Annotated in this window: 22 protein-coding genes and 1 pseudogene; 16 read left to right on the top strand and 7 right to left on the bottom strand. The window is 55.1% G+C overall.

Translation table 11 applies throughout. From position 1 onward, the window contains the following. Nucleotides 1-5 precede the first annotated feature (5 nt). Nucleotides 6-395, top strand: coding sequence for a hypothetical protein (locus QWJ10_RS16115; protein WP_289928209.1), 390 nt, complete (start codon nt 6-8; stop codon nt 393-395). 46 nt (nt 396-441) lie between these two features. Here QWJ10_RS16115 and QWJ10_RS16110 read toward each other — a convergent pair whose 3' ends face one another. After that, nucleotides 442-2,124, bottom strand: a complete 1,683-nt coding sequence (locus QWJ10_RS16110; RefSeq protein WP_289927964.1) for an AMP-binding protein — start codon at nt 2,122-2,124, stop codon at nt 442-444. A 243-nt stretch (nt 2,125-2,367) separates the two neighbouring features. On the opposite strand from QWJ10_RS16110, the gene QWJ10_RS16105 reads away from it, so the two are divergent. Genes QWJ10_RS16105 through QWJ10_RS16080 form a run of 6 tightly spaced genes read left to right on the top strand, consistent with a single transcriptional unit; the run spans nt 2,368 to nt 9,223 of the window. After that, nucleotides 2,368-2,754 (top strand): MerR family DNA-binding transcriptional regulator, encoded by a 387-nt coding sequence (locus tag QWJ10_RS16105; protein WP_010798313.1) that lies wholly within the window; start codon nt 2,368-2,370, stop codon nt 2,752-2,754. Between the two features lie 45 nt (nt 2,755-2,799). Further along, nucleotides 2,800-3,963: an isovaleryl-CoA dehydrogenase gene (locus QWJ10_RS16100; protein ID WP_289927962.1), complete on the top strand. Its 1,164-nt coding sequence runs from the start codon at nt 2,800-2,802 to the stop codon at nt 3,961-3,963. 53 nt (nt 3,964-4,016) lie between these two features. Then, on the top strand, nt 4,017-5,624 hold the full coding sequence (locus tag QWJ10_RS16095; protein WP_019364176.1) for a carboxyl transferase domain-containing protein: 1,608 nt from the start codon (nt 4,017-4,019) through the stop codon (nt 5,622-5,624). A gap of 11 nt (nt 5,625-5,635) precedes the next feature. After that, on the top strand, nt 5,636-6,436 hold the full coding sequence (locus QWJ10_RS16090; protein WP_219652723.1) for an enoyl-CoA hydratase-related protein: 801 nt from the start codon (nt 5,636-5,638) through the stop codon (nt 6,434-6,436). A gap of 2 nt (nt 6,437-6,438) precedes the next feature. After that, entirely contained in the window at nt 6,439-8,343 is a 1,905-nt protein-coding gene (locus QWJ10_RS16085) for an acetyl/propionyl/methylcrotonyl-CoA carboxylase subunit alpha (RefSeq protein ID WP_289928208.1), read from the top strand. Further along, a complete protein-coding gene (locus tag QWJ10_RS16080; RefSeq protein ID WP_289927955.1) occupies nt 8,330-9,223 on the top strand; it encodes a hydroxymethylglutaryl-CoA lyase in 894 nt (297 codons plus the stop codon). The genes QWJ10_RS16085 and QWJ10_RS16080 overlap by 14 nt, the downstream gene beginning before the upstream one ends. Before the next feature lie 476 nt (nt 9,224-9,699). Here the strand turns inward: QWJ10_RS16080 and QWJ10_RS16075 are convergent, their stop codons facing one another. Beyond that, complete coding sequence (locus tag QWJ10_RS16075; protein ID WP_197872268.1) at nt 9,700-10,170, bottom strand: Hsp20 family protein; 471 nt, start codon at nt 10,168-10,170, stop codon at nt 9,700-9,702. A 645-nt stretch (nt 10,171-10,815) separates the two neighbouring features. On the opposite strand from QWJ10_RS16075, the gene QWJ10_RS16070 reads away from it, so the two are divergent. Beyond that, the gene (locus tag QWJ10_RS16070; RefSeq protein WP_010798306.1) at nt 10,816-11,130 is read left to right on the top strand and encodes a hypothetical protein; all 315 of its coding nucleotides are present in this window, start codon (nt 10,816-10,818) and stop codon (nt 11,128-11,130) included. 83 nt (nt 11,131-11,213) lie between these two features. On the opposite strand, the gene QWJ10_RS16065 is transcribed toward QWJ10_RS16070, so the two are convergent. After that, nucleotides 11,214-11,828 (bottom strand): cyclodeaminase/cyclohydrolase family protein, encoded by a 615-nt coding sequence (locus tag QWJ10_RS16065; protein ID WP_289927954.1) that lies wholly within the window; start codon nt 11,826-11,828, stop codon nt 11,214-11,216. A 149-nt stretch (nt 11,829-11,977) separates the two neighbouring features. Here QWJ10_RS16065 and QWJ10_RS16060 point away from each other — a divergent pair, with 149 nt between their 5' ends. The 4 genes and pseudogenes from QWJ10_RS16060 (at nt 11,978) to arsH (ending at nt 14,856) form a co-directional block, all read left to right on the top strand. Then, nucleotides 11,978-12,334: a metalloregulator ArsR/SmtB family transcription factor gene (locus QWJ10_RS16060; RefSeq protein WP_019365753.1), complete on the top strand. Its 357-nt coding sequence runs from the start codon at nt 11,978-11,980 to the stop codon at nt 12,332-12,334. A gap of 30 nt (nt 12,335-12,364) precedes the next feature. Then, nucleotides 12,365-13,648, top strand: coding sequence for an arsenic transporter (locus tag QWJ10_RS16055; RefSeq protein WP_019365752.1), 1,284 nt, complete (start codon nt 12,365-12,367; stop codon nt 13,646-13,648). A 15-nt stretch (nt 13,649-13,663) separates the two neighbouring features. Beyond that, the gene (locus tag QWJ10_RS16050) at nt 13,664-14,131 is read left to right on the top strand and encodes an arsenate reductase ArsC (protein ID WP_019365751.1); all 468 of its coding nucleotides are present in this window, start codon (nt 13,664-13,666) and stop codon (nt 14,129-14,131) included. A 38-nt stretch (nt 14,132-14,169) separates the two neighbouring features. Next, a pseudogene (arsH, locus tag QWJ10_RS16045) lies at nt 14,170-14,856 on the top strand (arsenical resistance protein ArsH). Here the strand turns inward: arsH and QWJ10_RS16040 are convergent. After that, on the bottom strand, nt 14,841-15,902 hold the full coding sequence (locus QWJ10_RS16040; RefSeq protein WP_289927952.1) for an ArsO family NAD(P)H-dependent flavin-containing monooxygenase: 1,062 nt from the start codon (nt 15,900-15,902) through the stop codon (nt 14,841-14,843). The pseudogene arsH and the gene QWJ10_RS16040 overlap by 16 nt on opposite strands. Before the next feature lie 174 nt (nt 15,903-16,076). On the opposite strand from QWJ10_RS16040, the gene QWJ10_RS16035 reads away from it, so the two are divergent. The 3 genes from QWJ10_RS16035 to QWJ10_RS16025 all read left to right on the top strand — a co-directional run bounded on the left by QWJ10_RS16035 (nt 16,077) and on the right by QWJ10_RS16025 (nt 21,065). Continuing rightward, nucleotides 16,077-18,299 (top strand): ATP-binding protein, encoded by a 2,223-nt coding sequence (locus QWJ10_RS16035; protein WP_289927950.1) that lies wholly within the window; start codon nt 16,077-16,079, stop codon nt 18,297-18,299. A 446-nt stretch (nt 18,300-18,745) separates the two neighbouring features. Then, nucleotides 18,746-20,167 carry an amino acid permease gene (locus tag QWJ10_RS16030; RefSeq protein WP_219652731.1) on the top strand — a complete coding sequence of 474 codons (1,422 nt, stop codon included), beginning with the start codon at nt 18,746-18,748 and terminating at the stop codon, nt 20,165-20,167. A 109-nt stretch (nt 20,168-20,276) separates the two neighbouring features. Beyond that, on the top strand, nt 20,277-21,065 hold the full coding sequence (locus QWJ10_RS16025; protein WP_289927949.1) for an SDR family oxidoreductase: 789 nt from the start codon (nt 20,277-20,279) through the stop codon (nt 21,063-21,065). A gap of 30 nt (nt 21,066-21,095) precedes the next feature. Here QWJ10_RS16025 and QWJ10_RS16020 read toward each other — a convergent pair whose 3' ends face one another. Genes QWJ10_RS16020 through phhA form a run of 3 tightly spaced genes read right to left on the bottom strand, consistent with a single transcriptional unit; the run spans nt 21,096 to nt 23,454 of the window. Then, nucleotides 21,096-22,292: an amino acid aminotransferase gene (locus tag QWJ10_RS16020; protein ID WP_289927948.1), complete on the bottom strand. Its 1,197-nt coding sequence runs from the start codon at nt 22,290-22,292 to the stop codon at nt 21,096-21,098. Continuing rightward, nucleotides 22,289-22,651 (bottom strand): 4a-hydroxytetrahydrobiopterin dehydratase, encoded by a 363-nt coding sequence (locus QWJ10_RS16015; protein WP_019365745.1) that lies wholly within the window; start codon nt 22,649-22,651, stop codon nt 22,289-22,291. The genes QWJ10_RS16020 and QWJ10_RS16015 overlap by 4 nt, the downstream gene beginning before the upstream one ends. Nucleotides 22,652-22,668: 17 nt before the next feature. Further along, on the bottom strand, nt 22,669-23,454 hold the full coding sequence (gene phhA, locus QWJ10_RS16010; protein ID WP_289927947.1) for a phenylalanine 4-monooxygenase: 786 nt from the start codon (nt 23,452-23,454) through the stop codon (nt 22,669-22,671). 278 nt (nt 23,455-23,732) lie between these two features. Between phhA and QWJ10_RS16005 the strand changes: the two genes are divergently transcribed. Further along, on the top strand, nt 23,733-25,301 hold the full coding sequence (locus tag QWJ10_RS16005) for a sigma-54-dependent transcriptional regulator (RefSeq protein ID WP_289927946.1): 1,569 nt from the start codon (nt 23,733-23,735) through the stop codon (nt 25,299-25,301). Nucleotides 25,302-25,372 lie beyond the last annotated feature (71 nt).

The following is a 25,372-nucleotide window of genomic DNA, read 5'->3' as shown; positions in this document are numbered from 1 at the left end:
TCGGAATGGCCGTATTATTAAATGGATGTGCCTCTGGCTTGAACAGTTTTCAGAAGTCAGAACTCGACCGGTACGAAGCCCGCGGTCTGGTCGTTCAAGAAAAGAGCCCTGGTCTTGCAGCAGGCCTTGGCCTTCTTCCCGGAGGAGGTTCTTTCTATAGCAGAGAATACGGCTTTGGCGTCGTGAATCTTCTGCTCTGGCCTCTTTCCATCATCTGGGACCCGGTTGGCGGTTACGATGCAGCCAAGGTCATCAACTATCAGGCCACCAAGGCTAAGCTTGATGCTGAGCGTGACAAGGACCTGGACACGCTTGATAGCCAGCTTCAGCTGGGTCAAATTGACATGACCCAGTACACACTGGAAAAGCGTAAGATCGAGAGCAAATACAAATAATTCCCCCCGCTCCCGCTGACATCATGACCAGCGGGAGCGGTACGCACTACGACGCCTTTCGCTGCGTCAGCTCCTCGATCATGATTTCCCGCATGCGAAATTTCTGAATCTTGCCCGTTACGGTCATGGGAAACTCGTCTACGAAGCGAACATGTTTCGGCACCTTGAAGTGTGCGATGTGGGCCTTGCAGAAGTCGCGAAGCATCTCCTCCTGCGGGCTGTGCCCGTCATGCAGCTTGACCCAGGCGACGATCTCCTCACCGTACTTGTCGTCAGGAATGCCAATTACCTGAACATCTGCCACTGACGGGTGACGGAATAGGAACTCTTCGATTTCACGTGGATAGACGTTTTCACCACCCCGAATGATCATGTCCTTGCTGCGGCCCACGATCTGCACATAGCCCTGCTCGTCCATGCAAGCAAGGTCGCCCGTATGCATCCAGCGGGCACTGTCCAGCACGTCGGATGTGGCCTTTGGATTTTCCCAATAGCCCAGCATCACGCTGTAGCCGCGTGTACATAACTCGCCTATCTGTCCACGAGGAACGATGCGGCCCTGCTCATCGACGATCTTGCTTTCCAAATGAGGTTGACTGCGGCCCACGGTGGTAACGCGTCGCTCCAGTTCATCGTCCGGGCCGGTCTGAAGGGAGACCGGACTGGTTTCGGTCATGCCGTAGGCTATCTGCACTTCGCTCATGTGCATCTCGGTTATGACTCGGCGCATCACTTCGATCGGGCATGTCGATCCTGCCATGATGCCGCTGCGCAGGGAGGACAAGTCAAAACGCACACGTTCAGGATGATCAAGTTCGGCGATAAACATGGTGGGAACGCCATAGAGCACGGTGGCCTGCTCTTCCGAGACAGCGCTCAATGTTGCCAATGGCTCAAAGGATGGCGCCGGATAAATCATGGCGGAACCATGGGTCAGGCAACCTAGATTACCCATGACCATACCGAAGCAGTGATACAACGGTACGGGAATGACCAGACGATCCCGCTCGGTCAGCCCAAGGCTTCCTCCCACCATGTAGCCGTTATTGAGAATGTTGTAATGACTCAGAGTGGCTCCCTTGGGAAAGCCTGTGGTGCCCGAGGTGTACTGGATATTGATAGGGTCATCGAACTGAAGTAGCACGCTGCGCTCATGTACATCAACCGTGCTCGTTTGCTTGGCGAAATTGGAAAGATCACTCCAACGCAGGAAACCGGCAGGTGCCGTTTCGCCCAGCGTGATTATGCCGTGCAGATCCGGAAGATTTACACAGCGCAGCCGCCCTGGGGGCTGGCTTTCAAGATCAGGGAGAAGCTCGTTCAACATGGCGTGGTAGTCGCACGTCTTGAAGGTATGCGCGCACACCAGCCAACGGCAGCCGGATTGCTTCAGCACATACTCCAGCTCACCTACCCGATATGCCGGGTTGATATTGACCAGAATGGCCCCGATTCTAGCGCTGGCAAACTGTGTGACGCACCATTCCATGCAGTTTGGTGCCCAGATACCCAGTCGGTCCCCCTGCTCTACACCCAATGCTATCAAGGCCCTGGCGCAACCCTCTACCTCCTCGGCCAACGCCTGCCAGGTTAGCCGTACATTCTGGTGACGAACAATTAGCGCTTCGCGCTCAGGGTAACGGGCTACCGTAAGATCAAAGGCCTCTCCAATCGTCATGGCCAGTAAGGGCTTGTCTTGACGGCCCTGGGTATAGCTCGGTTGGTTCATGGCTTTCCCTTCTTGTCATTGTTGTGGGAACTACTGACTCATGTGGCTACCGCTAAAGCCTAGCTATCTTTACGTTAACGTAAAGGGCATGGCAAGTCGTTGCATCCAACCAGCACAGCTAAATTTCTGAAAAGGTGTCTGGCATGCTTGCGAGGTATTTACATCCAGACATTACCGAAGCGAGTTGACAGCTTCGCTGACCAGCTTTACGTTAACGTAAAAGTAATCCAGTTGAGTTTACATATGACGGCGAGTTACAGCATTTCCGATCTGGCCCGAGAGCTGGACATTACAACCCGAACCATTCGCTTCTATGAGGAGCAAGGCATGCTTACGCCCGAGCGGCGTGGTCAGGAGCGCATCTACTCGGCCAAGGATCGCGTCACGCTCAAGTTGATTCTGCGGGGTAAGCGAATCGGGTTTTCGCTGGCGGAGTGCCGGGAATTGATCGAATTGTATGACCCGAGTTCAGGTAACCAGAAGCAGCTTAATAGCATGCTGACCAAGATTGCGGAACGTCGCGAGCAGCTTGCACAGCAGCTGCTGGATATTCAACAGATGCAGCTTGAACTGGACACGGCTGAAGAACGCTGTCGCGCGGCGCTGGAGATGGCTAACGCAACGGCTTGATCCCCTTTTTGCTTCCACCAGACAAAAACAATCACAGGTGACCCCATGACATACCCCTCGCTCAACTTTGGCCTCGGCGAAACCATCGACATGCTGCGCGAGCAGGTGCAAAGCTTTGTCAGAGCGGAAATCGCACCCCGTGCAGAAGCCGTTGACCGTGAGAACATGTTCCCTCATGACCTCTGGCGCAAATTTGGCGACATGGGCCTCCTGGGTATCACAGTGAATGAAGAGTACGGCGGCTCGACGCTAGGGTATCTGGCTCATGTGGTGGCCATGGAAGAAATCAGCCGAGGCTCGGCTTCTATCGCCCTTTCCTATGGTGCGCATTCAAACCTGTGCGTCAATCAGATCCACCGTAATGGTACACCTGAGCAGAAAGCCAGATATCTGCCCAAGCTGGTATCAGGTGAGCATGTCGGCGCCCTGGCCATGAGCGAGCCGAATGCCGGTTCTGACGTGGTTTCCATGAAACTGCGTGCAGAGAAACAGGGTGACCGCTACATCCTCAACGGCACTAAAACCTGGATTACCAATGGACCAGATGCCAATACCTATGTGATCTATGCCAAGACTGACCTGGATAAAGGACCACACGGCATCACAGCATTCATCGTTGAACGTGACTGGAAAGGCTTCAGCCGCAGCAACAAGTTCGACAAGCTGGGCATGCGAGGCTCCAATACCTGCCAACTCTTTTTCGATGGCGTCGAGGTGCCGGAAGAAAACATCCTTGGCGCCCTGAACGGGGGCGTAAAGGTACTTATGAGCGGGCTGGATTACGAACGTGTCGTACTCTCTGGCGGACCTGTCGGCATCATGCAGGCCTGCATGGATGTCATTGTCCCCTACATTCACGACCGCAAACAGTTTGGCCAGAGCATTGGCGAGTTCCAGTTGATCCAGGGAAAGGTGGCGGACATGTATACCCAACTCAATGCCAGCCGCGCGTACCTGTATGCCGTTACCCAAGCCTGTGATCGAGGAGAAACCACGCGCAAAGATGCCGCGGGCGTCATTCTCTATACGGCTGAGCGAGCCACTCAGATGGCGTTGGATGCCATCCAGATTCTTGGCGGCAATGGCTATATCAACGAATTCCCGACCGGCCGCCTCCTGCGCGATGCCAAGCTGTACGAAATTGGTGCGGGGACCAGCGAGATCCGGCGCATGTTGATCGGGCGCGAGTTGTTCAAGGAAACGATGTAACCCGCTTTTTATCCTGCGGACATTCTAACAACAACGCTGAAGCGAGATCCGCCATGACCGTTATAACCAGTCAGCTCGACCCCCGCTCGCCTGACTTTATCCGCAATCAAGACGCCATGCAGGCACAGGTGGCGAACCTGCACGCGCTGCTTGCCCACATCCAGCAAGGCGGCGGACCCAAGGCGCAGGAGCGTCATACCTCACGCGGCAAACTGCTGGTACGAGACCGCATTGATCACCTGCTCGACCTCAACTCGCCTTTTCTGGAGGTTGCCCAACTTGCCGCTCATGAGGTTTATGGCGAGGACGTACCGGCGGCTGGCGTGGTAGCCGGTATTGGCCGAGTCGAGGGCGTGGAGTGCATGATTATCGCCAACGATGCGACAGTCAAAGGAGGGACGTATTACCCCCTGACCGTCAAAAAACACCTGCGTGCTCAGGCCATTGCCAAAGAGAACCGACTGCCGTGCATCTACCTTGTGGATTCTGGTGGTGCCAACCTGCCCCGACAGGATGAGGTCTTTCCTGATCGCGAGCATTTCGGACGAATTTTCTTCAACCAGGCAACCATGAGCGCCCAAGGCATTCCGCAGATTGCGGTAGTGATGGGTTCTTGTACTGCCGGTGGCGCCTATGTGCCCGCCATGGCGGACGAAACCATCATGGTTCGCAACCAGGCCACCATATTTCTGGCCGGTCCGCCCCTGGTTAAAGCCGCTACCGGTGAGGTAGTGACCGCTGAGGAACTGGGTGGCGCTGATGTACATTGCAAGGTGTCCGGCGTGGCAGATTACTACGCCGAGAGTGATGAGCATGCCCTTGCCCAGGCGCGTCGCTGTATTGGTCATTTGAACTGGCGCAAACAGGGTCAGGTGCAGATGCGCTCTCCCATAGCACCTAGATACTCGCCCGATGAGCTTTATGGCGTTATCCCGGCAGATGCCAAACAGCCCTACGACGTTCGCGAAGTGATTGCGCGTCTGGTTGATGGTAGCGAATTCGACGAGTTCAAGGCGCTGTTCGGACCTACGCTGGTCTGCGGTTTTGCGCATTTACACGGCTACCCCGTAGCAATTCTGGCCAATAACGGCATCCTGTTTGCCGAGGCGGCGCAAAAAGGTGCGCACTTCATCGAGCTGGCCTGCCAGCGAGGTATTCCGCTGGTGTTTCTTCAAAACATCACGGGCTTCATGGTTGGCCAGAAATATGAAGCAGGCGGCATTGCCAAGCATGGGGCCAAGCTTGTGACCGCTGTCGCCTGCGCACAAGTCCCCAAGTTTACCGTGATCATTGGCGGCAGCTTTGGCGCGGGAAATTACGGCATGTGCGGCCGAGCCTATGATCCCCGCTTCCTCTGGATGTGGCCTAACGCCCGTATCGCGGTAATGGGCGGTGAACAGGCAGCCGGTGTACTGGTGCAGGTCAAGCGGGAACAGACCGAGCGGACAGGCGGAGCACTCAGCCTGGAAGAGGAAGCGGCCATCAAAGAGCCGATCCTTGAGCAGTACGACCGTCAGGGTCACCCCTACTACTCCAGCGCCCGTTTATGGGATGACGGCGTGATCGACCCTGCCCAGACGCGTGAAGTACTGGCCCTGGCTATCTCCGCTTCTTTAAACGCACCTATTGAGCCGACCCGCTTTGGCGTGTTCCGCATGTAAGGAATCCCGCGATGACTTACCAGACCTTGCAACTTGATATCGACAGCCGCGGCGTTGCCACCTTGTGGCTGAACCGCCCGGAAAAAAACAATGCGTTCAATGCCGAGGTGATTGCCGAGCTCATTCACGCATTGGAAGCAATTGGTGCTAATGAGGCCATCCGGTTTCTGATTCTGCGTGGACAGGGACGGCACTTTTCCGCAGGAGCAGACCTTGCCTGGATGCAGGCATCGGCCACCTTGAGCCTCAAGGAAAACCATGACGATGCACAACGACTGAGCCTTTTAATGGAAACACTTCATGCCCTACCCCAACCTACGTTGGCGGTCGTGCAGGGAGCGGCCTTTGGTGGAGCGCTTGGATTGATTGCCTGTTGCGACATGGCCATCGGTTCGCAGGATGCTGTGTTCTGTCTTTCTGAAGTCCGCATCGGTCTGGCTCCGGCAGTGATCAGCCCCTATGTCGTCCGGGCTATTGGCGAGCGAGCCACGCGCCGCTATGCCTTGACAGCCGAGCGCTTTTCCAGTGGTCGTGCACAAGCCTTGGGGCTACTGGATGAAACCTACCCGGCTGACCAGCTGGAAGCCGCCGTCAATGAGTGGAAAAACAATCTGCTCCTCAACAGCCCCGCAGCCCTTAAAGCCTGCAAGAGCTTGCTACACCAAGTGGGTACGGCTGCAAACCTGGATGATGCATTGAAAGGTTATACCCAGCACTTCATTGCATCACTGCGGGTAAGCCCTGAAGCACAGGAAGGGCTAAGCGCCTTCCTTGAAAAACGTATGCCCAGCTGGCAGGAGCCCTCCGTATGAGCATGTTAAAGCCTCTCGACACTCTCCTGATCGCCAATCGCGGCGAGATTGCCTGTCGTATCATGCGTACCGCCCAATCGCTGGGCATCCGAACGGTCGCCGTGCACAGCGAGATCGACATTACAGCCCGCCATGTTCGCGAAGCAGACCTGGCTGTTAACCTGGGTGGTAGTAAACCGGGCGAAAGCTATCTGTGTATCGACAAGATTATTGCAGCGGCCAAGCACAGCGGTGCCCAGGCCATCCATCCGGGGTATGGCTTTCTTTCCGAAAATGCAGCCTTTGCCCAGGCTATTGAAAAAGCAGGCCTGCTCTTTCTTGGCCCTCCCGCCTCCGCAATTGAGGCGATGGGTAGCAAGTCTGCCGCCAAGGCCCTGATGGAAACCGCCGGCGTGCCCCTGGTTCCCGGCTATCATGGCGAGGACCAGACGCTAGAAACATTCAGACAGGCCGCCGAGCAGATCGGCTATCCCGTTCTGCTGAAAGCGGCTGCCGGCGGTGGTGGCAAGGGCATGAAAATCGTTGAGCGAGAGGCCGATCTGGCTGATGCCCTGGCCTCGGCGCAGCGTGAAGCTCAATCTGCCTTTGGCGACGCCCGCATGCTGGTTGAAAAATACGTGCTCAAGCCTCGACATGTCGAAATACAAGTCTTTGCCGATCAGCACGGTCATTGTTTGTATCTGAACGAACGCGACTGTTCGATTCAGCGTCGCCATCAGAAAGTCATAGAAGAAGCCCCTGCCCCCGGACTTTCTCCTGCATTGCGTAAAGCCATGGGAGAGGCTGCCGTACGGGCTGCACAGGCGATCGGCTATGTCGGTGCCGGTACCGTCGAGTTTCTGTTGGACGACCGTGGCGAATTCTTCTTTATGGAGATGAACACGCGCTTACAGGTAGAGCATCCCGTGACAGAGGCTATCACCGGACTGGATCTTGTTGCTTGGCAGATTCGCATCGCCCGAGGTGAAGCCCTGCCCATCACTCAGGAGCAGGTCCCGCTTGAAGGGCATGCTATTGAGGTACGCGTGTATGCAGAAGATCCTGGCAATGATTTCCTGCCCGCTACCGGTACCTTGCATCTCTATCAGGAACCCGCCAGTGGTCCAGGTCGCCGCATCGATAGTGGTGTAACCGAGGGTGATACAGTATCGCCCTTTTACGATCCCATGCTGGCCAAGATCATCGCTTGGGGCGAGAACCGCGAAGAAGCCAGACAACGTCTGCTCGCCATGCTGGAGCATACCCAGGTAGGCGGGCTGCGAACCAACCTGGCCTTTCTCAAGCGCGTGTTGGCTCACCCCGCCTTCGCGCGTGCTGAACTGGATACAGATTTCATTCCTCGGTATCGGAATGAATTACTGCCAGCCCCTGCAGAGCATGACAATGATTTCTGGCAAGCAGCTGTTCAAGGCTGGCTAGGCAGTGAGCCGCCGGTAGCAATGGCTGATGACCCCAGCGCTCCCTGGGCATCGTTGCCCGGATGGCGAGCAGGCTTGCCGAATCGGCAGGCAGTAACGCTGATATGCAATGAAGAAAAACAGCGTGTTGTCTGGGATGGAAAAGATCGAAAGGTCAAGGCGCAGCGCCGCGACGACAACCTCTATCTGAATTGGCGAGGCGAAACCCACACCCTTACCCGCTTCGATCCCATACAGGCCGCAACCAATAAAACGGCCCACTCAGGTGGGCTTACCGCTCCTATGAATGGCAGCATCGTGCGGATACTGGTAGAACCAGGTCAACGCGTTGAAGCTGGCACCCCGCTGGTGGTTCTGGAAGCCATGAAGATGGAACATACCATCCGGGCCCAGACTCCAGGCATGCTCAAGGCCATCCTTTGCCTTGAGGGTGACATGGTCAGCGAGGGTTCAACCTTGGTTGAAATGGAGGCTAATGATGTTGCCTGAGCGTGTTCGTCTGGTTGAGGTAGGCCCACGAGATGGCCTTCAGAATGAAACACAGCCGATTAGCCTGGAGGACAAGGTACGGCTGGTAAATGATTTGACTGATACTGGCCTTGATTACATTGAAGTGGGTAGTTTTGTTTCTCCCAAATGGGTCCCGCAGATGGCAGGGAGTTCTGATCTATTTTTGAAGATTCTTGAAAGGGCTGGTATTACCTATAGTGCCCTGACGCCTAACATGATGGGTTTCGAAGCTGCCTTGAATGTAGGTGTGAAAGAAATAGCCATCTTTGCAGCAGCATCCGAGAGCTTTTCTCAACGTAATATCAACTGCTCTATCAATGAGAGCCTGCAGCGGTTTGAACCTGTAATGGAGGCTGCACGGCAGCATGGGATTAACGTCCGTGGGTATGTTTCCTGCGTACTGGGGTGCCCTTATGAAGGCGATATTACGCCTGATCAAGTCTTATCAGTTGCACGTGAACTGATTGATATGGGATGCCGTGAAGTTTCATTGGGTGACACGATAGGGATTGGTACACCGGGCGCTGTACGAACGCTCATAGATAGGCTCTCCCAAGAGATTCCGCGTGATCGACTGGCTGTGCATTTCCACGACACTTATGGCCAGGCATTGGCCAATATCTATGCTGCCCTGCTGGAGGGTATCTCTGTGGTCGATAGCTCTGTTGCCGGCTTGGGAGGCTGCCCCTATGCAACTGGTGCAAGCGGCAATGTGGCCACGGAGGACGTGCTCTACATGCTCAACGGCCTTGGTATCCAGACTGGAGTAGATCTTTCTCGGCTGATTACCGCGGGTAAGCGAATCTGTGAAGTCCTAGGCCGCAATACAGGCTCTCGAGTCGCCAAGGCTTTTAAATAGCGCTCCTCCCCTACCGTTACGAGACTTTATAGATACTCGTAACGGTTCATATGCAACGTACCCGCTTTTACCGATCATGCTTCATGAGGTAAGCATCAACATCATGGAACAATGCCAGAGCTCTGGATACATTGGGCGTATTTCCTACCGTTCGATTACTGCTCGACACGCTGATTACGATGCCGACGCGAATGCCCCGCTCCGCTGATCTGGAAGGAAAAGATGAAGCTGGAGCACTGGAAAAATATTTGGTTAGACAGCGATTTATTTCTACGGCTGGTAATACCCCTCTTCTCCTGGCATGAAAGCTACGTTTGTATGAAGCCAGTCTCTTAACGTAGCGTTTTTTTCTGATGACTTGCTGCTTTTGCTTTTTATGGAGATGTTTGAAAAGACTATATGGGCTGGTATTACTTAAATATTACAAAAAGGGACGCACATGGCGTCCCTTTTCTAGGGTCTGATGCCTGCTGTACTTAGGCAATCTGGCCTTCCAGCGCAGGCTTTTCATCAGCACGCAACTGGCCGTTGATGGCGATGCGCTTGGGCTTGGCCTCTTCCGGTACTTCACGTACCAGATCAATGTTGAGCAGGCCATTCTTCAAGCTCGCACCTTTCACCTCGATATGATCAGCCAGGCGGAAGGACAGCTTGAAGGCACGCTGGGCGATGCCCTGGTGCAAATAGGTCACGCTGTCGGCGCTCTTCTCACGACGGCCACTTTTCACGGTCAATACGCCCCGCTCCACTTCAAGCTCAAGGTCGTCTTCGGCAAGGCCGGCAGCAGCGATCACGATGCGATAGCGATCGTCGCCATGCTTTTCCACGTTATAGGGTGGATAGGAGCTGCCCGACTCGTTGCGCAGCGCGGATTCGAACAGGTCATTGAAGCGGTCGAATCCAACGGAATGGCGGAACAAGGGAGCAAGAGAGAATGCAGTGTTCATATAGGGAATCTCCTGAGTCATCAGCAAGTTTCAACGCAAGGCCCGGCTTCGGCGCCCCGCAGAATTCCATATAGGAACCCGCTCGCTTTTTTCAAGTAGTACGTCCGACGAACGGTAAATTTTCACTTGGTATCAGTCGATGTGTGCAGGAGTCGGTAGATGAACACGGCTTCGCTGCGTATCGGTACAACTTCTTTCGTACTGGCGTCGACTTTATGACGATCAGAAGACAGCAAAATGCAATAACGAGACATGCGTCTCACTTTTCTAGCGCTATGAACGCTACCCTTTCAAACACGTGAGATGGACGGGTTTGAGCAACGCGGTATTCATGCTGAGGGTAAGAAGTTGATTCAGCTATGAAATTTTTGATCCCCGCCAAATCTCGCCGTTGTTGTCGAGTAAGTGCTCGTAACGGTTGCCCCATTAAATTGGAAAACGTTTGCAAACTGCCTGTGCGTAGTATGCAAACGCTATAGCGGCTGGAAAATCTCGTTTCAGATCGCCTGAAATTTTTCTCAGGTGAGGCTCAGGCTGAACAGTTCACCGTTCTCATGGCCGGTCGTAGCTGATGGAGCTCCAGCAATATTGAGACTGGTTCAGAGCCTTTGCTCCCGTCTCCCAACCGATTTCGAGATACCTTTCATGGCCAAATACAACAACGCCCTGCGCCGCACCGAAGAAATCTTTTTTGATGATCGCAAACGCAACGAACTGATCATTATCCCGCACGATACTGATGAAATTAGCGAAATTGAGGCACTTTTGACACAATTATCACGTGCCTCTTTACGAGTCATCCATAAGAATGGCCAGAAGGCGACATTGATGATTCTTCAGGGCTGGAAGTCCAATCCCAAAAAAATCACGGCCAGCTTTACGCCGGGCGTGATTGATGTACTGGGACGTGACCTGGAGCCCAAGGATCTACTGGCCTTGGCTATCGAAAAAGCAACTTAACCCGTACTGCAACACCGTACAGGTACGATAGAACCATTTGGCTTATTCAGGCCAAATGGCTAGTCACATCCGTAGAAAAGTGTCTAGCGGGTACAGACTGCCTTTCTGATGGACTGTAGATACAGGTCTGCCTGCTGCTCAAGCCATTGCCGTTTTGTAACTGCCTGCTCCCGCATCTTGCCCTCCTCCAGCATCTTTGCATCTGCATCTACATTGAGCAGTACCGCCGATAACCCACCCTGCAATAACAGACTCCCAGACAGTATGTCGCTCAGCACATTCTCGGACGTAAACGAAACGCCTTCTTCCGCCAGACGAAGCAGTTCGAGACAGGTTTCTGCTGTTTCCAACGGGACCTGCGTGGCCTCGACCACGGCATCTTGTACCTCCTGCTCACGTTCTTCTGCCTGGATTGAGGAATGCTCCGGTAGTCGAGCCGCATCCATATAGCGCTCAAACACTTTTACATCTGCGTCGGCGTAGGTACCAAGCTTCGCCATCTGCTGCTCGACGCGCTTGATCAGCTCGCTCCGACCAGGAGCAGCCGATTTGGATTCGCTGATCCGCAGCGCCATGAGTATCAACGCACTTCCCATCGTGGCCGAAACGACCGCTGCTGCCCCACAGCTGGGTGTCGAGCTGTTGGCAGCCGTTGCATCACGAAAGGCTGCCAGCGTCATGCTCCAGATACTGCTCATGATTCACACCTGCACTCTTTGTCTGTTCTTATCAGAGTGGCCAGCAAGCAAATACGTTTCCAATGTAAGTGCTGACAGATTATATGGATGTGCATATATACGATTTCTCATATATTAATTATAGTGCCTCCCTCATTGAAGGAAGCCATATGTCCCAATCCCTGACACCTTCACTCCTGTTTAAATGCCTCGCCGACGAGACCCGTGCACGCATGACATTGCTGATCCTTCAAGAGGAAGAGCTATGTGTATGTGAGCTCGCCAGCGCTCTGGATGAAATCCAACCAAAGATTTCTCGCCATCTAGCACACCTGCGCCAATGTGGACTGCTAGCGGATCGTCGCCAGGGCCAATGGGTGTATTACCGGATTCACCCGACCTTGCCCGGGTGGATTCAAGCTGTCCTTCGAAGCACGCTGGAAGCCAATCCAGCGTGGCTCGAGATGGACATGGAACGCCTGCACAAAATGGGTAACCGTCCCGAGCGTAAGGCGCTTTGCTGTTAATCAACGTCAACCTTCCATCGAGTTTCATGCATGCTGATTGCATCTCTGATCTTTCTGATAACGATCGTTCTGGTCATCTGGCAGCCCAAAGGGTTAGGCGTGGGCTGGAGCGCGTCCCTAGGAGCCGTTCTGGCACTTCTGACAGGTGTTGTAAGCCTGGGAGACATCCCGGTCGTATGGCATATCGTATGGAATGCTACTGCCACCTTTATCGCCATTATCGTTATCAGCCTGCTACTGGATGAGGCAGGCTTTTTCGAATGGGCCGCATTGCATGTCGCCCGCTGGGGTGGCGGCAACGGACGCAGGCTGTTCGCGTTCATTATCCTGCTGGGGGCTGCGGTTTCTGCCCTGTTCGCCAATGACGGTGCGGCGCTGATCCTCACTCCTATTGTCATCGCCATGCTAATGGCCTTGCGCTTTTCTCCAGCCGCCACGCTGGCATTTGTCATGGCGGCCGGTTTTATTGCCGATACAGCCAGCCTGCCGCTCGTGGTATCCAACTTGGTAAACATCGTTTCGGCGGATTATTTCGGCATCAGCTTTGGCGAATATGCCGCCATCATGGCACCCGTGAATATCGTGAGCATCCTGGCCACGCTAATCATGCTGCTCTGGTTTTTCCGCCGTGAAATCCCTCAGCACTATGACTTGGCCCAGATCAAGGACCCTCGTGAAGCCATACGCGACCGTGCAACGTTCATTGCTGGCTGGTGGGTGCTGGGCCTTCTGCTCATTGGCTTCTTCATCATTGAGCCGATGGGTGTACCTATCAGCGTTATTTCTGCGGCCTGTGCCCTGCTGCTATTCATAATTGCGGCAAGAGGTCATGTGATCAGCACCCAGAAGGTTCTCAAGGACGCTCCCTGGCAAATTGTCGTCTTTTCCCTTGGGATGTATCTGGTGGTATACGGGCTACGCAATGCGGGCCTGACAGACTACGTGACGCAGGCGTTGAAATATTGCGCTCATTACGGTGTATGGGGCGCTGCAATCGGAACCGGCCTGCTAACCGCTTTTTTGTCGTCCATCATGAACAACCTGCCCACGGTTCTCATTGGAGCGCTTTCCATTCATGACAGTGAAACCACCGGTGTGGTCCAGCAGGCCATGATTTACGCCAACGTTATTGGCAGCGACCTGGGCCCGAAGATCACCCCTATCGGGAGTCTAGCCACGCTGCTCTGGCTACATGTTCTTGCACGCAAGGACATTACGATTACCTGGGGTTACTACTTTAAGGTAGGTATCGTGCTTACCCTGCCCGTTTTGCTCGCGACGCTTGCTGCGCTCGCTCTGCGTCTAAGTCTGTAAGCGCCAGGAGGCTTTATGAAAGTACTGTTCATGTGTACTCATAACCGTTGCAGAAGCATTTTATCGGAGGCAGTGTTCAATCATCTGGCTCCTGATGGATTCGAGGCGGTTAGCGCTGGTAGTCATCCTAGCGGGGTGGTCAGTCCATTGACTTTAAATGCTCTAAAAAGGGCTGGTATTACAACGGAGGGACTTTATAGCAAGTCTTCCGACGTGTTTGCTGACGCTCCGCCTGATGTGGTTATTACCGTCTGCGACCGTGCAGCTGGCGAAGCCTGCCCGGTCTATTTTGGTCATGCACTCAAGGCTCATTGGGGGCTGGAGGATCCCTCTGCACTGGAGGCCAGCGAAGCGGATATTCAGCAAGCCTTCGAGAAAACGCTAAGGATCATCGAGCAGCGCGTGCAGGCATTCCTTGCCCTACCGTTTGATCGGTTGAATCGGGACGAACTCCGCTCCGCAGTTAATGCGCTTGGCAACTGACCGGGAGGCTTCACTTGGATAACCTGCCGAATCTCGATATGTCCCTGATCGACATTCCCGCTGTCGAGCGCCTGGATAATCAGCAGCCCCTGCCCCATAAGCCCAGGATCCTGTTGCTTTATGGATCGAACCGAGAGCGCTCCTTCAGCCGACTCCTGACACAGGAAGCCGCTCTTCTGCTCGAACATTTTGGCGCCGACGTCCAAATTTTTGACCCTTCAGGTCTCCCCTTGCCTGACGATGCCCCCGATACCCATGAGAAAGTCGTTGAGCTGCGGGAATTGATGCAATGGTCAGAAGGTCAGGTATAGTGTTCACCTGAGCGACACGGCTCCATGAGCGCCGTTTTCAAAGCACAAATCGACTGGGTTCCGCTGGCCATGGGTGCGGTTCGCCCTACCCAAGGCAAGACCCTCGCTGTTCTGCAGGTCTGCGGAGGCTCGCAGTCTTTCAATGTCGTGAATCAACTGCGTGTTTTAGGTCGTTGGATGCGGATGTTCACGACTCCAAATCAGTCCTCGGTGCCCAAGGCGTTTCTGGAATTCGATGAGGCAGGACGAATGAAACCTTCGCCCTATTACGATCGCCTGGTAGACGTCATGGAAGAACTGATGAAGTTCACGCTCCTGCTCCGTGGGCGCCAGACGTATCTGGTAGATCGTTACTCGGAACGCAAGGAATCTGCCGAGGCACTGTCCCGGCGCGTCAATCAACGCTCTCTTTGATCGAGATAGACTTCAATCTCCTGAACGGTGCTCCGTGCCGTTCGGGTGACGCCTATCAGCGTTGCTGATGCCATACCGGTCCACTCACCGTAGCCCACGAGCCACACACGGGGCTCCTTGACCGAACGAGTGCGGTCAACCTGAACGCATCCATCCGGCTCGACCAGCCCTAGCGCTTCCAGATGCGTCAACGCAGGCCTGAAACCCGTGCACCAGATTACCGTATCTACTGTAATTTCATGTTCGTCGGACCAGACTATGCCGCTCTCAGTAAAGCGCTCGAATGGCCGCACGGCCCGTAATACGCCTCGTGTTCTTGCCTCCTTCACGCTGGGAACCATGACAATATCGCCCAACCCACCCGCGGGCTCATCCCAGACGCGGCCTTCCTGCTGCGCCCTCCAGCGCTCGGTTGCTCGCTCGAACAGGACATCCCCATCTACATCGTCCGGTAGAAATTGTGGATCCGCCAGGGTAATCCAATGAGCCTCTGCCACCCTGGATACTTCAGCCAGGATCTGAGCCCCTGAATTGCCCCCTCCGACAATCAATACGGTTTTGCCCATAAAGGGCTCGGCATTGACATAATGTGCCGAATGAATCTGCTGCCCTCTGAATAGCGTTTGGCCCGGATAACGGGGCGTATAGGGATGTCGCCAGGTTCCGGTTGCACTAACTACCGCCTGAGCCAGCCATGCCTCTGCGCCAGCCTTGACCAGCAAGCCGTCCGGGTGTGGCTCAATGCTCTCTACCCAGACAGGACGCCTGATGGGAAACCCGTAACGCTGCTCATACCGGGTCAGATAATCCAGGACACGGTCACGCGAAGGCGTTTCTTCGTGGGTAGGAGGCATGGGCCAACCAGGAATGGAGCTGGAGCTGGCCGGTGAGAAAAGATGCAACGAATCCCACCCATGTTGCCAGGCACCACCTGGATGCTGCTCTGCATCCAGCAACACGAATGAACGTGACGTACGACGCAGGAAATAGGCAACTGCCAGCGCGGACTGCCCTCCTCCTACCACAACCACGTCAATCTGCTGCATAACCCTGCTCCACCCTGCCATTCTCGGTAGTTTCTGACCGTTCACGCACCTAGGGGTGCCTACCGCTTCGACACCTTGATCAAACGATCAAGGCCAAATGCAGTCACATCTATAACAGACGAAGTGGCAGTTATTGACTGCACAGCTCTGGATTAGAAGGAGTTCACATTCGGCATGACTGGCCACGATCAACGCGAAGCCGACCCCATACGCTGTGAGAGCGAGCCTATTCATATTCCAGGCGCTATTCAGCCTCATGGGTACCTGATTGCTTTTAGAGAAGCCGATACTCGCGTTCAGCACATCAGCGCCAACCTCCCTACGCTTTTGGACTGCAAAGCGGATGCGGTACTTGGACAGCCTCTTGCAAAGATCCTGAATGCTCAAGCGCTGTCGCAGGTCAAGCAAGCGCTCCGGCAGCCCGATTTCGACGAGGTCAATCCGCTGTTATTGACGGTCGGAGGCCACGAATACGAGGGTCTGCTGCATCAACATGATGGCTTGATCTTTCTCGAACTGGAACGTGCTCAACCCACTTCGCCTTCTGACGGCGTTCTGAATTCACGCGCGCTGCGTCGCCTGCAAAAAGTACGCACGTTGGCGGATTTGCAGCAGGTGGTTGTAGAGGAGGTCCGAGCCCTGACAGGTTTCGACCGGGTTGTGGTCTACCGATTCGATAACGAAGGTGACGGCCAAGTGGTGGCAGAGGCGCGAGATCCTGAGGTAGATCCCTACCTCGAGCTTCGGTTTCCTGCCTCTGATATACCGGCCCAAGCCCGTAAGCTCTATGAGCATAACTGGATTCGCCTGATTCCCGATGCTCGCTATGAGCCGGTCCCCCTGCTCCCGCCATTCAGAAGCGAGACAGGCCAGCCGGTGGACCTTAGCTGTGCAATCCTGCGCAGTGTTTCACCGCTGCATCGAGAATACATCGGCTATCAGGGCTTGCGGGCGTCAATGAGTGTATCGCTTATGCAGGGCGATTCCTTATGGGGGCTGATCAGCTGCGGTCATAGGGAGCCCCATTACCTTCCCTACCGAATCCGTGCCGCTTGCCAGGCAATTGGCGAGTTAACGTCGCTCCAGATCAATGCGCTCCAGGAGCGGGATGCCCAACAGCAGCGTGAAGCCAAGCAGGAATACCTTTCTCGCCTGGTGAAAGCCATGCATTCGGCTGAAGATGAGGCGTTGATCGGGCTGATGTACAAAGGAGACGATCTTCTGGCGCTTGCGGATGCCAGTGGCGCTGCCATTTTAGTCGATCAGCGCGTATTGGTCGTGGGGGATTGCCCGGGTGATACTGAAATCAGGGCGCTTGCCCAATGGGCTGAATCGCAACTTGGCGAGAGCGGGATTTTCCATACGCGCTGTCTACCCAATGAGCTGGCTGATGCCTCTACCTATACGCACCTGGGTAGCGGCCTTATGGCTATTACCCTGCCCAAGCCAGTCACCAATATGGTGCTGTGGTTCAGACCAGAGCTGGTCAAAACCCTCAAATGGAGCGGTAATCCGAATAAACCCTTGGAAGCGGACCCAGAGACCGGTCAGCTGCGTCCTCATCCGCGGCGCAGCTTTGCCGTTTGGCGAGAACAGGTACGTGGACGCTCCAAGCGCTGGCTTCCTGGAGATATTTATGCCGTCAAGGACTTGCGCCGCTCAGCGATAGAAATTGATCTGGCCCTTCAGGTCGCCCGCGAACGCGAGGCCGTACGTGCACGTGACGAGATTGTGGCAGTAGTCTCCCATGACCTGCGTAATCCCATGACGATTGTGACCATGCAGGCAGGCCTTATGCAGCGGATGATCGTGGGCGATCAACGTGAATCATCCAAGCGCTTGCTGTCGGCGATCAATATCATTCAAACGGTCGCTACACGCATGAATAGCATGATTGGCGACCTGTTGGACCTGTCCAAGATTGAATCGGGCCGCTTTCAGATTTCACCTCAGCCCCATGATGCTTCCAGTCTGGTCCACCAGGCGGTGCAGCTATTGCAGTCGCTCGCCGAAACCAAATCCATTCAGCTCAAGATTCATGTAGAAGACGACGTGATCCTGAATGCCGATGCCGAGCGGCTCTTTCAGGTGCTATCGAATCTGATCAGTAACGGTATCAAGTTCACGCCTGCTGGTGGCAGTATCGAGATATCCGTGACGCGTGAGGGTAGCCACGCCTGCTTCTCCATCAGAGACAGCGGCATAGGCATTTCCGATGACGAATTGGAGCACATCTTTGATCGTTACTGGCACGTCAAGGCAGGCAACCCAACGGGAACCGGGCTGGGCCTATTCATTAGCAAGGGAATTGTGGAAGCGCATGGAGGCCGAATCTGGGCCGTGAGCGATCCAGGGCAAGGCAGCACCTTTCATTTCACGCTGCCCCTGGCCGCTTGATTGACTGAGGCGTTATTCCACACAGTGATCTGCTCGTCAAAAAACTTTTACGGCAAGCCTCGTAAATCGTGGGTTTTGGCGCGACTGTCAGAAAAACGTGACACTTTCTCTCACGGGAACAGCCCTGGCTCTTCAGGCCGGGGTTGTTACCTAAGTTGGCTTCGGCTCATATAGGTCTACTGGAAAGGACATTCCATTACCGTTTCTCTGGTACGTCCGCTCCGTCACATACAACAATAAAAGGTGACGCATGATCCTGAACGTAGACTGCTTGCTTTCTAGCCCTAAAACCGCCTCGATTAACCTTACCTATCACAGGTGTACTCATCAAAAGAGTGCTTCAACCGATAAAAGGCGGAGTACCTGCGACATTTTTACCTAGTTTGGCCTTCGCATAGACACGCTTCACACCGCACAATAACAACACCTTGCGTGAGGACGTTTAAATGGTTGGTCGTAACACCCAATCGGGTACACTCAAACGTGGCCTGAAAAATCGCCATATCCAATTGATAGCCCTGGGTGGCGCTATTGGTACTGGTTTGTTTCTTGGCTCGGCAGGCGTCATGCAGTCGGCCGGCCCTTCCATGATCCTGGGCTATGCCCTGGCTGGATTTATTGCCTTTCTCATCATGCGCCAACTGGGCGAGATGATTGTCGAGGAACCTGTAGCCGGCTCGTTCAGCCACTTCGCTCATCGATACTGGGGAGGCTTTGCCGGCTTTCTGTCAGGCTGGAACTGCTGGGTTCTCTATATCCTGGTAGGCATGTCCGAGCTGACGGCGGTTGGCAAGTACATTCACTATTGGTGGCCGGAGATACCCACTTGGGCCAGCGCCGCCTTCTTTTTCCTGCTGGTCAATGCCATTAACCTGGCCAATGTGAAACTGTTCGGCGAGGCCGAGTTCTGGTTTGCGATCATCAAAGTGGTTGCCATCATTGGCATGATCCTGCTGGGAACTTACCTGCTTATCGGTGGCAGTGATCCACAGGCTTCTGTCAGCAACCTGTGGTCGCATGGCGGGTTCTTCCCCCACGGTATTCAGGGATTGGTCATGTCCATGGCCATTATCATGTTCTCGTTTGGTGGCCTGGAAATGCTGGGCTTTACCGCCGCCGAAGCCTCGGAGCCCAAGAAAGTCATTCCCAAAGCCATCAACCAGGTGATCTACCGTATCCTGATCTTTTATGTCGGCGCCCTGATCATTCTGCTTTCACTCAAACCCTGGGATTCGCTGGTACAGACGCTGACTGCCTCCGGCGATGCATACAGCGGTAGCCCCTTTGTCCAGATCTTCTCTCTGATTGGCAGTGATGCAGCGGCCCACATCCTGAACTTTGTCGTACTGACCGCAGCGTTGTCCGTCTACAACAGTGGTTGCTACTGTAACGGACGCATGCTGTTGGGTCTGGCTGAGCAAGGCGATGCGCCTCGTTTCCTGGCCAAGGTCGATACTCGCGGCGTACCGGTAAGTGCCCTTCTGTTCTCGGCCGCCATTACCTTCCTGGCGGTAGTTGTCAATTATCTGATGCCGCAACAGGCGCTTGAACTCCTGATGTCGCTGGTAGTGGCAACGCTGGTAATCAACTGGGCGATGATCAGCCTGGCGCATCTGAAGTTTCGTGCGCAGATGAAGCGCCAGGGTGTCAGCACGGCGTTCAAGGCGTTCTGGTATCCCTATGGGAACTACCTGTGCCTAGCGTTTGTAGTCTTCATCCTGGGCACCATGCTGTTGATTCCCGGCATCAATATCTCGGTCTACGCCATTCCGGTATGGCTGGTCATTATGGTGGCGTGCTATCGCCTCAAGCGTAAGCCGGACGCCAACGCCGCAGAACCTTCGCTGGCAGCCACTTCGGCTGACTAAGCCAGACACCTGGACCCGTAAGGGTCCAGGCTCCTCCTCTGTATCAACTTTTCCCTCCCGCTGTAGCCTAATGCTCCGATCTTGCGTATTCGCAACCGGAGGAAGAGCAATGAATTTAGGCATTTCGGGACGCTGGGCAGTGGTATGTGCTGCCAGCAAGGGGCTGGGTAAAGGCTGTGCCAGCGCGTTAGCTCAGGAAGGCGTCAACCTGGTAATCAATGCACGCGGCCTTGAAGCACTAGAGGAGACCGCCACATTTCTACGCTCGCTCAATCCTGCTATTGAGGTCCACTGTGTCGCAGGCGATATCAGTGATGAAAACGTCAGACAGGCACTCCTGACTCAATGTCCACAGGTCGACATCCTTGTGAACAACGCAGGCGGACCTCCGCCGGGAGACTTTCGTGACTGGACGCGGGAGGACTGGCTGAGCGCCGTCGAGACTAATATGCTGACGCCCATCGACCTGATCAAGGCAACCGTTGATGGCATGGCGGAGCGAGGATTCGGTCGTGTCGTGAATATCACGTCCTCTGCCGTCAAGGCGCCTATCGATATTCTGGGCTTGTCCAATGGCGCACGCAGCGGCCTGACGGGGTTTGTCGCCGGGCTTGCGCGTCAGGCTCGTCTGGCGGAGCGCAACGTTACGATCAACAACCTTCTGCCAGGCTCTTTCGATACCGATCGGCTACAGAACACGCTGGAGCGTTCTGCACAGTCCACTGGCAAGCCGGTAGCAGATATCGTTCAGCAGCGATTACAGACGATCCCCGCCAGACGCTTCGGCACGGCAGATGAATTCGGTGCGGTGTGTGCTTTTCTATGCAGCCAACATGCGAGTTACATGACCGGCCAGAACGTGTTGCTCGATGGTGGGCATTACCAGGGCACGTTCTGAAAGAAAAGCCGGCGATTGCCGGCTCTTCCGCTACCGAGAGACCTCGGCAATCGCACGTGCCAGCTCATCAAGCCGGCTCTGGTCCAGCCCGGCGACATTGGCCCTGCCGCTACTGACGAGATAAACGCTATAACGCGCCTTGAGCTGTGCGACCTGCTCAGCGGTGAGTCCTGTATACGAGAACATACCGCGCTGCTCGGCAATATGAGCAAAGCGCTCGTTCAAGCCAAAGGGGATCAGTGCTTCGACCAGTCCCTTGCGCAAGCTCGTGATACGCGTGCGCATGGCATTGACTTCTTCCTCCCACATTGTGCGCAATGAAGCAGTACCCAGGATCTCGGCCACGACCGCCGCACCATGGGAAGGTGGCGTAGACCAAAGATTACGGGCAATCGAGGCGAGCTGGCTGCGTACGGCCAGAAGACGATCTGCATCTTCCGCCACCACGATCAGCCCTCCCGTACGCTCACGGTACAGACCAAAGTTCTTCGAGCAGGAGCTGGTAATCAAAAGCTCTGGCAACGCCTGGGCAAATAACCTGACAGCCCAGGCGTCTTCTTCCAGCCCGTCGCCAAACCCCTGATAGGCAAAGTCGAACAAGGGCAGCAGCTCGCGCTCCTTTACGATCCCCAATACCTGCTGCCAATCGGCTCGACTCAAATCGAAGCCAGTCGGATTATGACAACAGGCGTGCAACAGGATGACGTCACCTTTGGGAATCTGCCGCATGGCTTCGAGCATACCGGCTACATCAAGACGGTTATCTGCCCCCACATAGGGGTAATGCTGCACGGCGAGCCCGGCGGCCCTGAACAGCGTTTCGTGAATCGGCCAAGTTGGCTGACTCAACCAGACGCCCTTGCCCGGCAGACACTGCGCAATGAACTCCCCTGTTAGCCGCAGGGCTCCTGTACCACCGGCGGCCTGGGTACAGCCGGCCCGTTTGTCATCGATCACCGCGCTATGTGCACCTAGAACAAGGTGCAGCAGGTAGGTCCCGAAGCTTATATCACCATGGCCGCCAACATAGCTCTTGGTCTGTTCGCTGCCAATCAATGCCTGCTCCGCCAGTTTGACGGCTTTGGGAATAGGAGTAAGGCCTTGCCGATCCTTATATACGCCTACGCCCAGATCCAGCTTGGCAGGATTAGGATCGGCTCGAAACGCTTCAAGCAGCCCCATGATCGGGTCGCCGGCTACCCAGTCGACCGTCTTGAAATGGCTCACTTGCGCCCCTCCGCTGTAGCCGCCACCTCGTCCGTGCGGGCCGCCATGATGAAATCATTGCGATGTAGCCCTTTGATCGAATGGCTCCACCAGGTCACCGTCACCTTGCCCCACTCGGTCAAGAGGCCGGGATGATGCCCTTCTTCCTCAGCAATAGCGCCAACGGCATTGGTGAACGCCAGCGCATGGCGGAAATTCTTGAAGCGGAAGACCTTTTCGAGCTGCATGATTCCGTCACGTACTTCAATGTTCCAGTCCGGAATCTGCCGAATCAGCTCCGCCAGCTCTTCTTCACTGACTTTGGGGGCATCGGCGCTACAGGCTTCGCAGTGGCCTTGTTTCAGAGCGGTAGCAGTCATGTGTTCTCCTTGTAATATCAGGCTGCTTTGGGCGGAAAGCGGGGTTTGTGAAGTCCGAGCTGCATGGCCTCGCGAACCATGCCCATGATGTCTTCATGAGCGACCTGGAATAGCCGCTTGAGTTCAGGCAACACGAAATAGACGGGTTGCAGAATATCGATTCGATACGGGGTACGCATGGCCTCGATGGGGTCGAACGGCAGGTGCTCCGGTTCGGCCGAAAGCGAATACACCGTCTCCTTGGGCGATGACAGGATACCGCCTCCATAGATCTTACGTCCCATTGGCGTATCCACCAGTCCAAACTCGATAGTCATCCAGTACAGGCGCGCCAGGAAGATGCGCTCTTCCTTGGAAGCGGCGAGCCCCAACTTGCCGTAGGTATGGGTGAATTCGGCAAACCAGGGATTGGTCAACAGCGGACAATGGCCAAAGATTTCATGGAAGATATCGGGCTCCTGCAAGTAGTCCAGTTCTTCCCGGGTTCGAATGAACGTGGCGACTGGAAACCGCTGGCTAGCCAACAAGACGAAAAACGTCTCGAAAGGGATCAACGCTGGCACCTGTGCCACGCGCCAGCCCGTGGTGCGTTCCAGTACGCGGTTGACTTCGGACAACTGAGGTATGCGGTCCATAGGCAGATCAAGCTGGGTAATACCGTCCAGGTATTCCTGGCAGGCCTTGCCTTCAATCACCTTCAACTGCCGGGTGATCAGCGTATTCCATACACCGTGTTCGTCATCCGAGTAATGGATAAAACCGGACTCATCCGGTTTTCTCGCCACGTACTGCGTACCTTTCATGTAGCCTCCTTGACGGCGGATGCCGCTGGGTCTTGTTGTATGGCTCTAGCAATAGCGCGAAGACGGTCTGTATGTATAAGGCTAAAAGATCAAGGCGGCATATTTTGCCTGGATGATTCGTAAGAAAATCTTTACAGCAAACTGTTAAGGGTTCACTTCAGGCTATGCGGTTTACTTGATAAAGGGCATATCTGGCACATATTCTTGACACTCAACTTGCGGCCCGTTGAAAAACTCGGCTGCACCGCCCGCCATAATCACAACAATGGGCCCGCTCGATGCGAATCAAAGTTTTGTGTCAGAACCGCGTAGGCATTCTGCGCGACATGCTCAATCTGTTGGCTGACTACGGGATTAACGTGGCCCGTGGCGAAGTGGGAGGCGACCAAGGCAATACGGTCTATCTCTACTGCCCTAATCTGATCAATCTGCAATTCCAGGCACTGCGCCCCAAGCTCGCGGCCATCCCCGGTGTGTTCGATATCTGGCGTATCAGCCTCATGCCCAGCGAGCGTCGCCACTTGGAACTCAATACGCTGCTCGGCGCGTTGGAGTTTCCCGTGCTGTCGATTGATATGGCCGGGCATATCGTTGCAGCCAACCGCGCAGCAGCGCAGCTATTGGGTGCCCGAGTGGACGAGGTGCCCGGGATGGCACTCTCAAAATATGTGGATGAGCTGGACCTGCCTGAGCTGGTTCGTGCCAACAAATCCCGGCTCAATGGTTTGCGTATTCAGATCAAGGGCGATGTCTTTCTCGCCGATATTACCCCCCTGCAGACCGGGCATGACGACAGCGAGGCCCTGGCGGGCGCCGTACTGACGCTGCACCGTGCCGATCAGGTGGGCGAGCGTATCTATCAGGTACGCAAGCAGGAGCTTCGAGGGTTTGACAGCATCTTCCAGAGCTCCAGGTCCATGGCTGCTGTCGTCCGGGAGGCGCGACGCATGGCTCCTCTTGATGCGCCGCTGCTGATTACCGGCGAAACCGGTACCGGCAAAGAGCTGCTGGCGCGGGCCTGTCACCTGGCAAGCCCTCGCGGTCAAGCCCCCTTCATGGTGCTTAACTGTGCGGGCCTGCCCGAGTCGATGGCTGAGACGGAACTGTTTGGATACAGCGCTGGTGCATTCGAAGGGGCTCGCCCAGAGGGCAAGCTCGGACTGCTTGAGCTTACCGCCGGCGGCACGCTTTTTCTGGATGAAGTGGGTGAGATGAGCCTGCGCCTTCAAGCCAAACTGGTTCGGTTTCTGCAAGATGGGATTTTTCGCCGGGTGGGTAGCGACGAGGAGGTCTACCTGGACGTACGTGTCATCTGCGCCACCCAGCAGGATCTGTCCGATTTGTGCGTACAAGGCGAATTTCGCCAGGACCTGTACCATCGCCTCAATGTGCTTTCGCTGCACATCCCCCCCTTACGGGAGTGCCTAGATGGACTGGAGCCGCTAGTCGAGCACTTTCTGGATCAAGCCAGCCGCCAGATCGGCTGCCCGTTCAAGCCTTTGGCCCCTGCCGCCTTCGAGCGACTACGCCATTACCCCTGGCCTGGCAATGTGCGTCAGCTTGAAAATGCACTCTTTCAAGCGGTTTCCTTGGCCGAAGGCAAGGTGGTTAAACCTGAGCACATACGTCTGCCTGATTACGGTACCCCACAACCGCTGGGACACTTCACGCTGGACGGTAATCTCGATCAAATTGTTGGTCGATTCGAAAAGGCAGTGCTGGAACAGCTGATCACCCAATACCCCAGCAGCCGCTTACTGGGAAAACGACTTGGCGTCTCCCATACCACCATTGCCAACAAGCTCCGTTTATACGGTATCGGGCAACATACCGAGCCGTCAGGTTAAACATCCAAAATCAATAAGGCCATTGCGGGCAAATTAGCCACAGGGCCGGACTTTCGTGAGGCGTGGGAGAT

This window comes from Pseudomonas sp. WAC2 (genome assembly GCF_030403525.1).
GTDB classification, from domain to species: Bacteria; Pseudomonadota; Gammaproteobacteria; order Pseudomonadales; family Pseudomonadaceae; genus Chryseomonas; species Chryseomonas luteola.
This window is presented reverse-complemented; position numbering and strand designations above follow the sequence as displayed.

Coding starts and splice junctions, on each gene's coding strand:
- QWJ10_RS16085 (WP_289928208.1), top strand. CDS start 6,439: ATGTTAAAGCCTCTCGACACTCTCCTGATCGCCAATCGCGGCGAGATT.
- QWJ10_RS16060 (WP_019365753.1), top strand. CDS start 11,978: ATGTCCCAATCCCTGACACCTTCACTCCTGTTTAAATGCCTCGCCGAC.
- QWJ10_RS16070 (WP_010798306.1), top strand. CDS start 10,816: ATGGCCAAATACAACAACGCCCTGCGCCGCACCGAAGAAATCTTTTTT.
- QWJ10_RS16115 (WP_289928209.1), top strand. CDS start 6: ATGGCCGTATTATTAAATGGATGTGCCTCTGGCTTGAACAGTTTTCAG.
- QWJ10_RS16105 (WP_010798313.1), top strand. CDS start 2,368: ATGACGGCGAGTTACAGCATTTCCGATCTGGCCCGAGAGCTGGACATT.
- QWJ10_RS16025 (WP_289927949.1), top strand. CDS start 20,277: ATGAATTTAGGCATTTCGGGACGCTGGGCAGTGGTATGTGCTGCCAGC.
- QWJ10_RS16030 (WP_219652731.1), top strand. CDS start 18,746: ATGGTTGGTCGTAACACCCAATCGGGTACACTCAAACGTGGCCTGAAA.
- QWJ10_RS16095 (WP_019364176.1), top strand. CDS start 4,017: ATGACCGTTATAACCAGTCAGCTCGACCCCCGCTCGCCTGACTTTATC.
- QWJ10_RS16065 (WP_289927954.1), bottom strand. CDS start 11,828: ATGAGCAGTATCTGGAGCATGACGCTGGCAGCCTTTCGTGATGCAACG.
- QWJ10_RS16005 (WP_289927946.1), top strand. CDS start 23,733: ATGCGAATCAAAGTTTTGTGTCAGAACCGCGTAGGCATTCTGCGCGAC.
- QWJ10_RS16050 (WP_019365751.1), top strand. CDS start 13,664: ATGAAAGTACTGTTCATGTGTACTCATAACCGTTGCAGAAGCATTTTA.
- QWJ10_RS16080 (WP_289927955.1), top strand. CDS start 8,330: ATGATGTTGCCTGAGCGTGTTCGTCTGGTTGAGGTAGGCCCACGAGAT.
- QWJ10_RS16100 (WP_289927962.1), top strand. CDS start 2,800: ATGACATACCCCTCGCTCAACTTTGGCCTCGGCGAAACCATCGACATG.
- QWJ10_RS16035 (WP_289927950.1), top strand. CDS start 16,077: ATGACTGGCCACGATCAACGCGAAGCCGACCCCATACGCTGTGAGAGC.
- QWJ10_RS16110 (WP_289927964.1), bottom strand. CDS start 2,124: ATGAACCAACCGAGCTATACCCAGGGCCGTCAAGACAAGCCCTTACTG.
- QWJ10_RS16055 (WP_019365752.1), top strand. CDS start 12,365: ATGCTGATTGCATCTCTGATCTTTCTGATAACGATCGTTCTGGTCATC.
- phhA (WP_289927947.1), bottom strand. CDS start 23,454: ATGAAAGGTACGCAGTACGTGGCGAGAAAACCGGATGAGTCCGGTTTT.
- QWJ10_RS16090 (WP_219652723.1), top strand. CDS start 5,636: ATGACTTACCAGACCTTGCAACTTGATATCGACAGCCGCGGCGTTGCC.
- QWJ10_RS16075 (WP_197872268.1), bottom strand. CDS start 10,170: ATGAACACTGCATTCTCTCTTGCTCCCTTGTTCCGCCATTCCGTTGGA.
- QWJ10_RS16040 (WP_289927952.1), bottom strand. CDS start 15,902: ATGCAGCAGATTGACGTGGTTGTGGTAGGAGGAGGGCAGTCCGCGCTG.
- QWJ10_RS16015 (WP_019365745.1), bottom strand. CDS start 22,651: ATGACTGCTACCGCTCTGAAACAAGGCCACTGCGAAGCCTGTAGCGCC.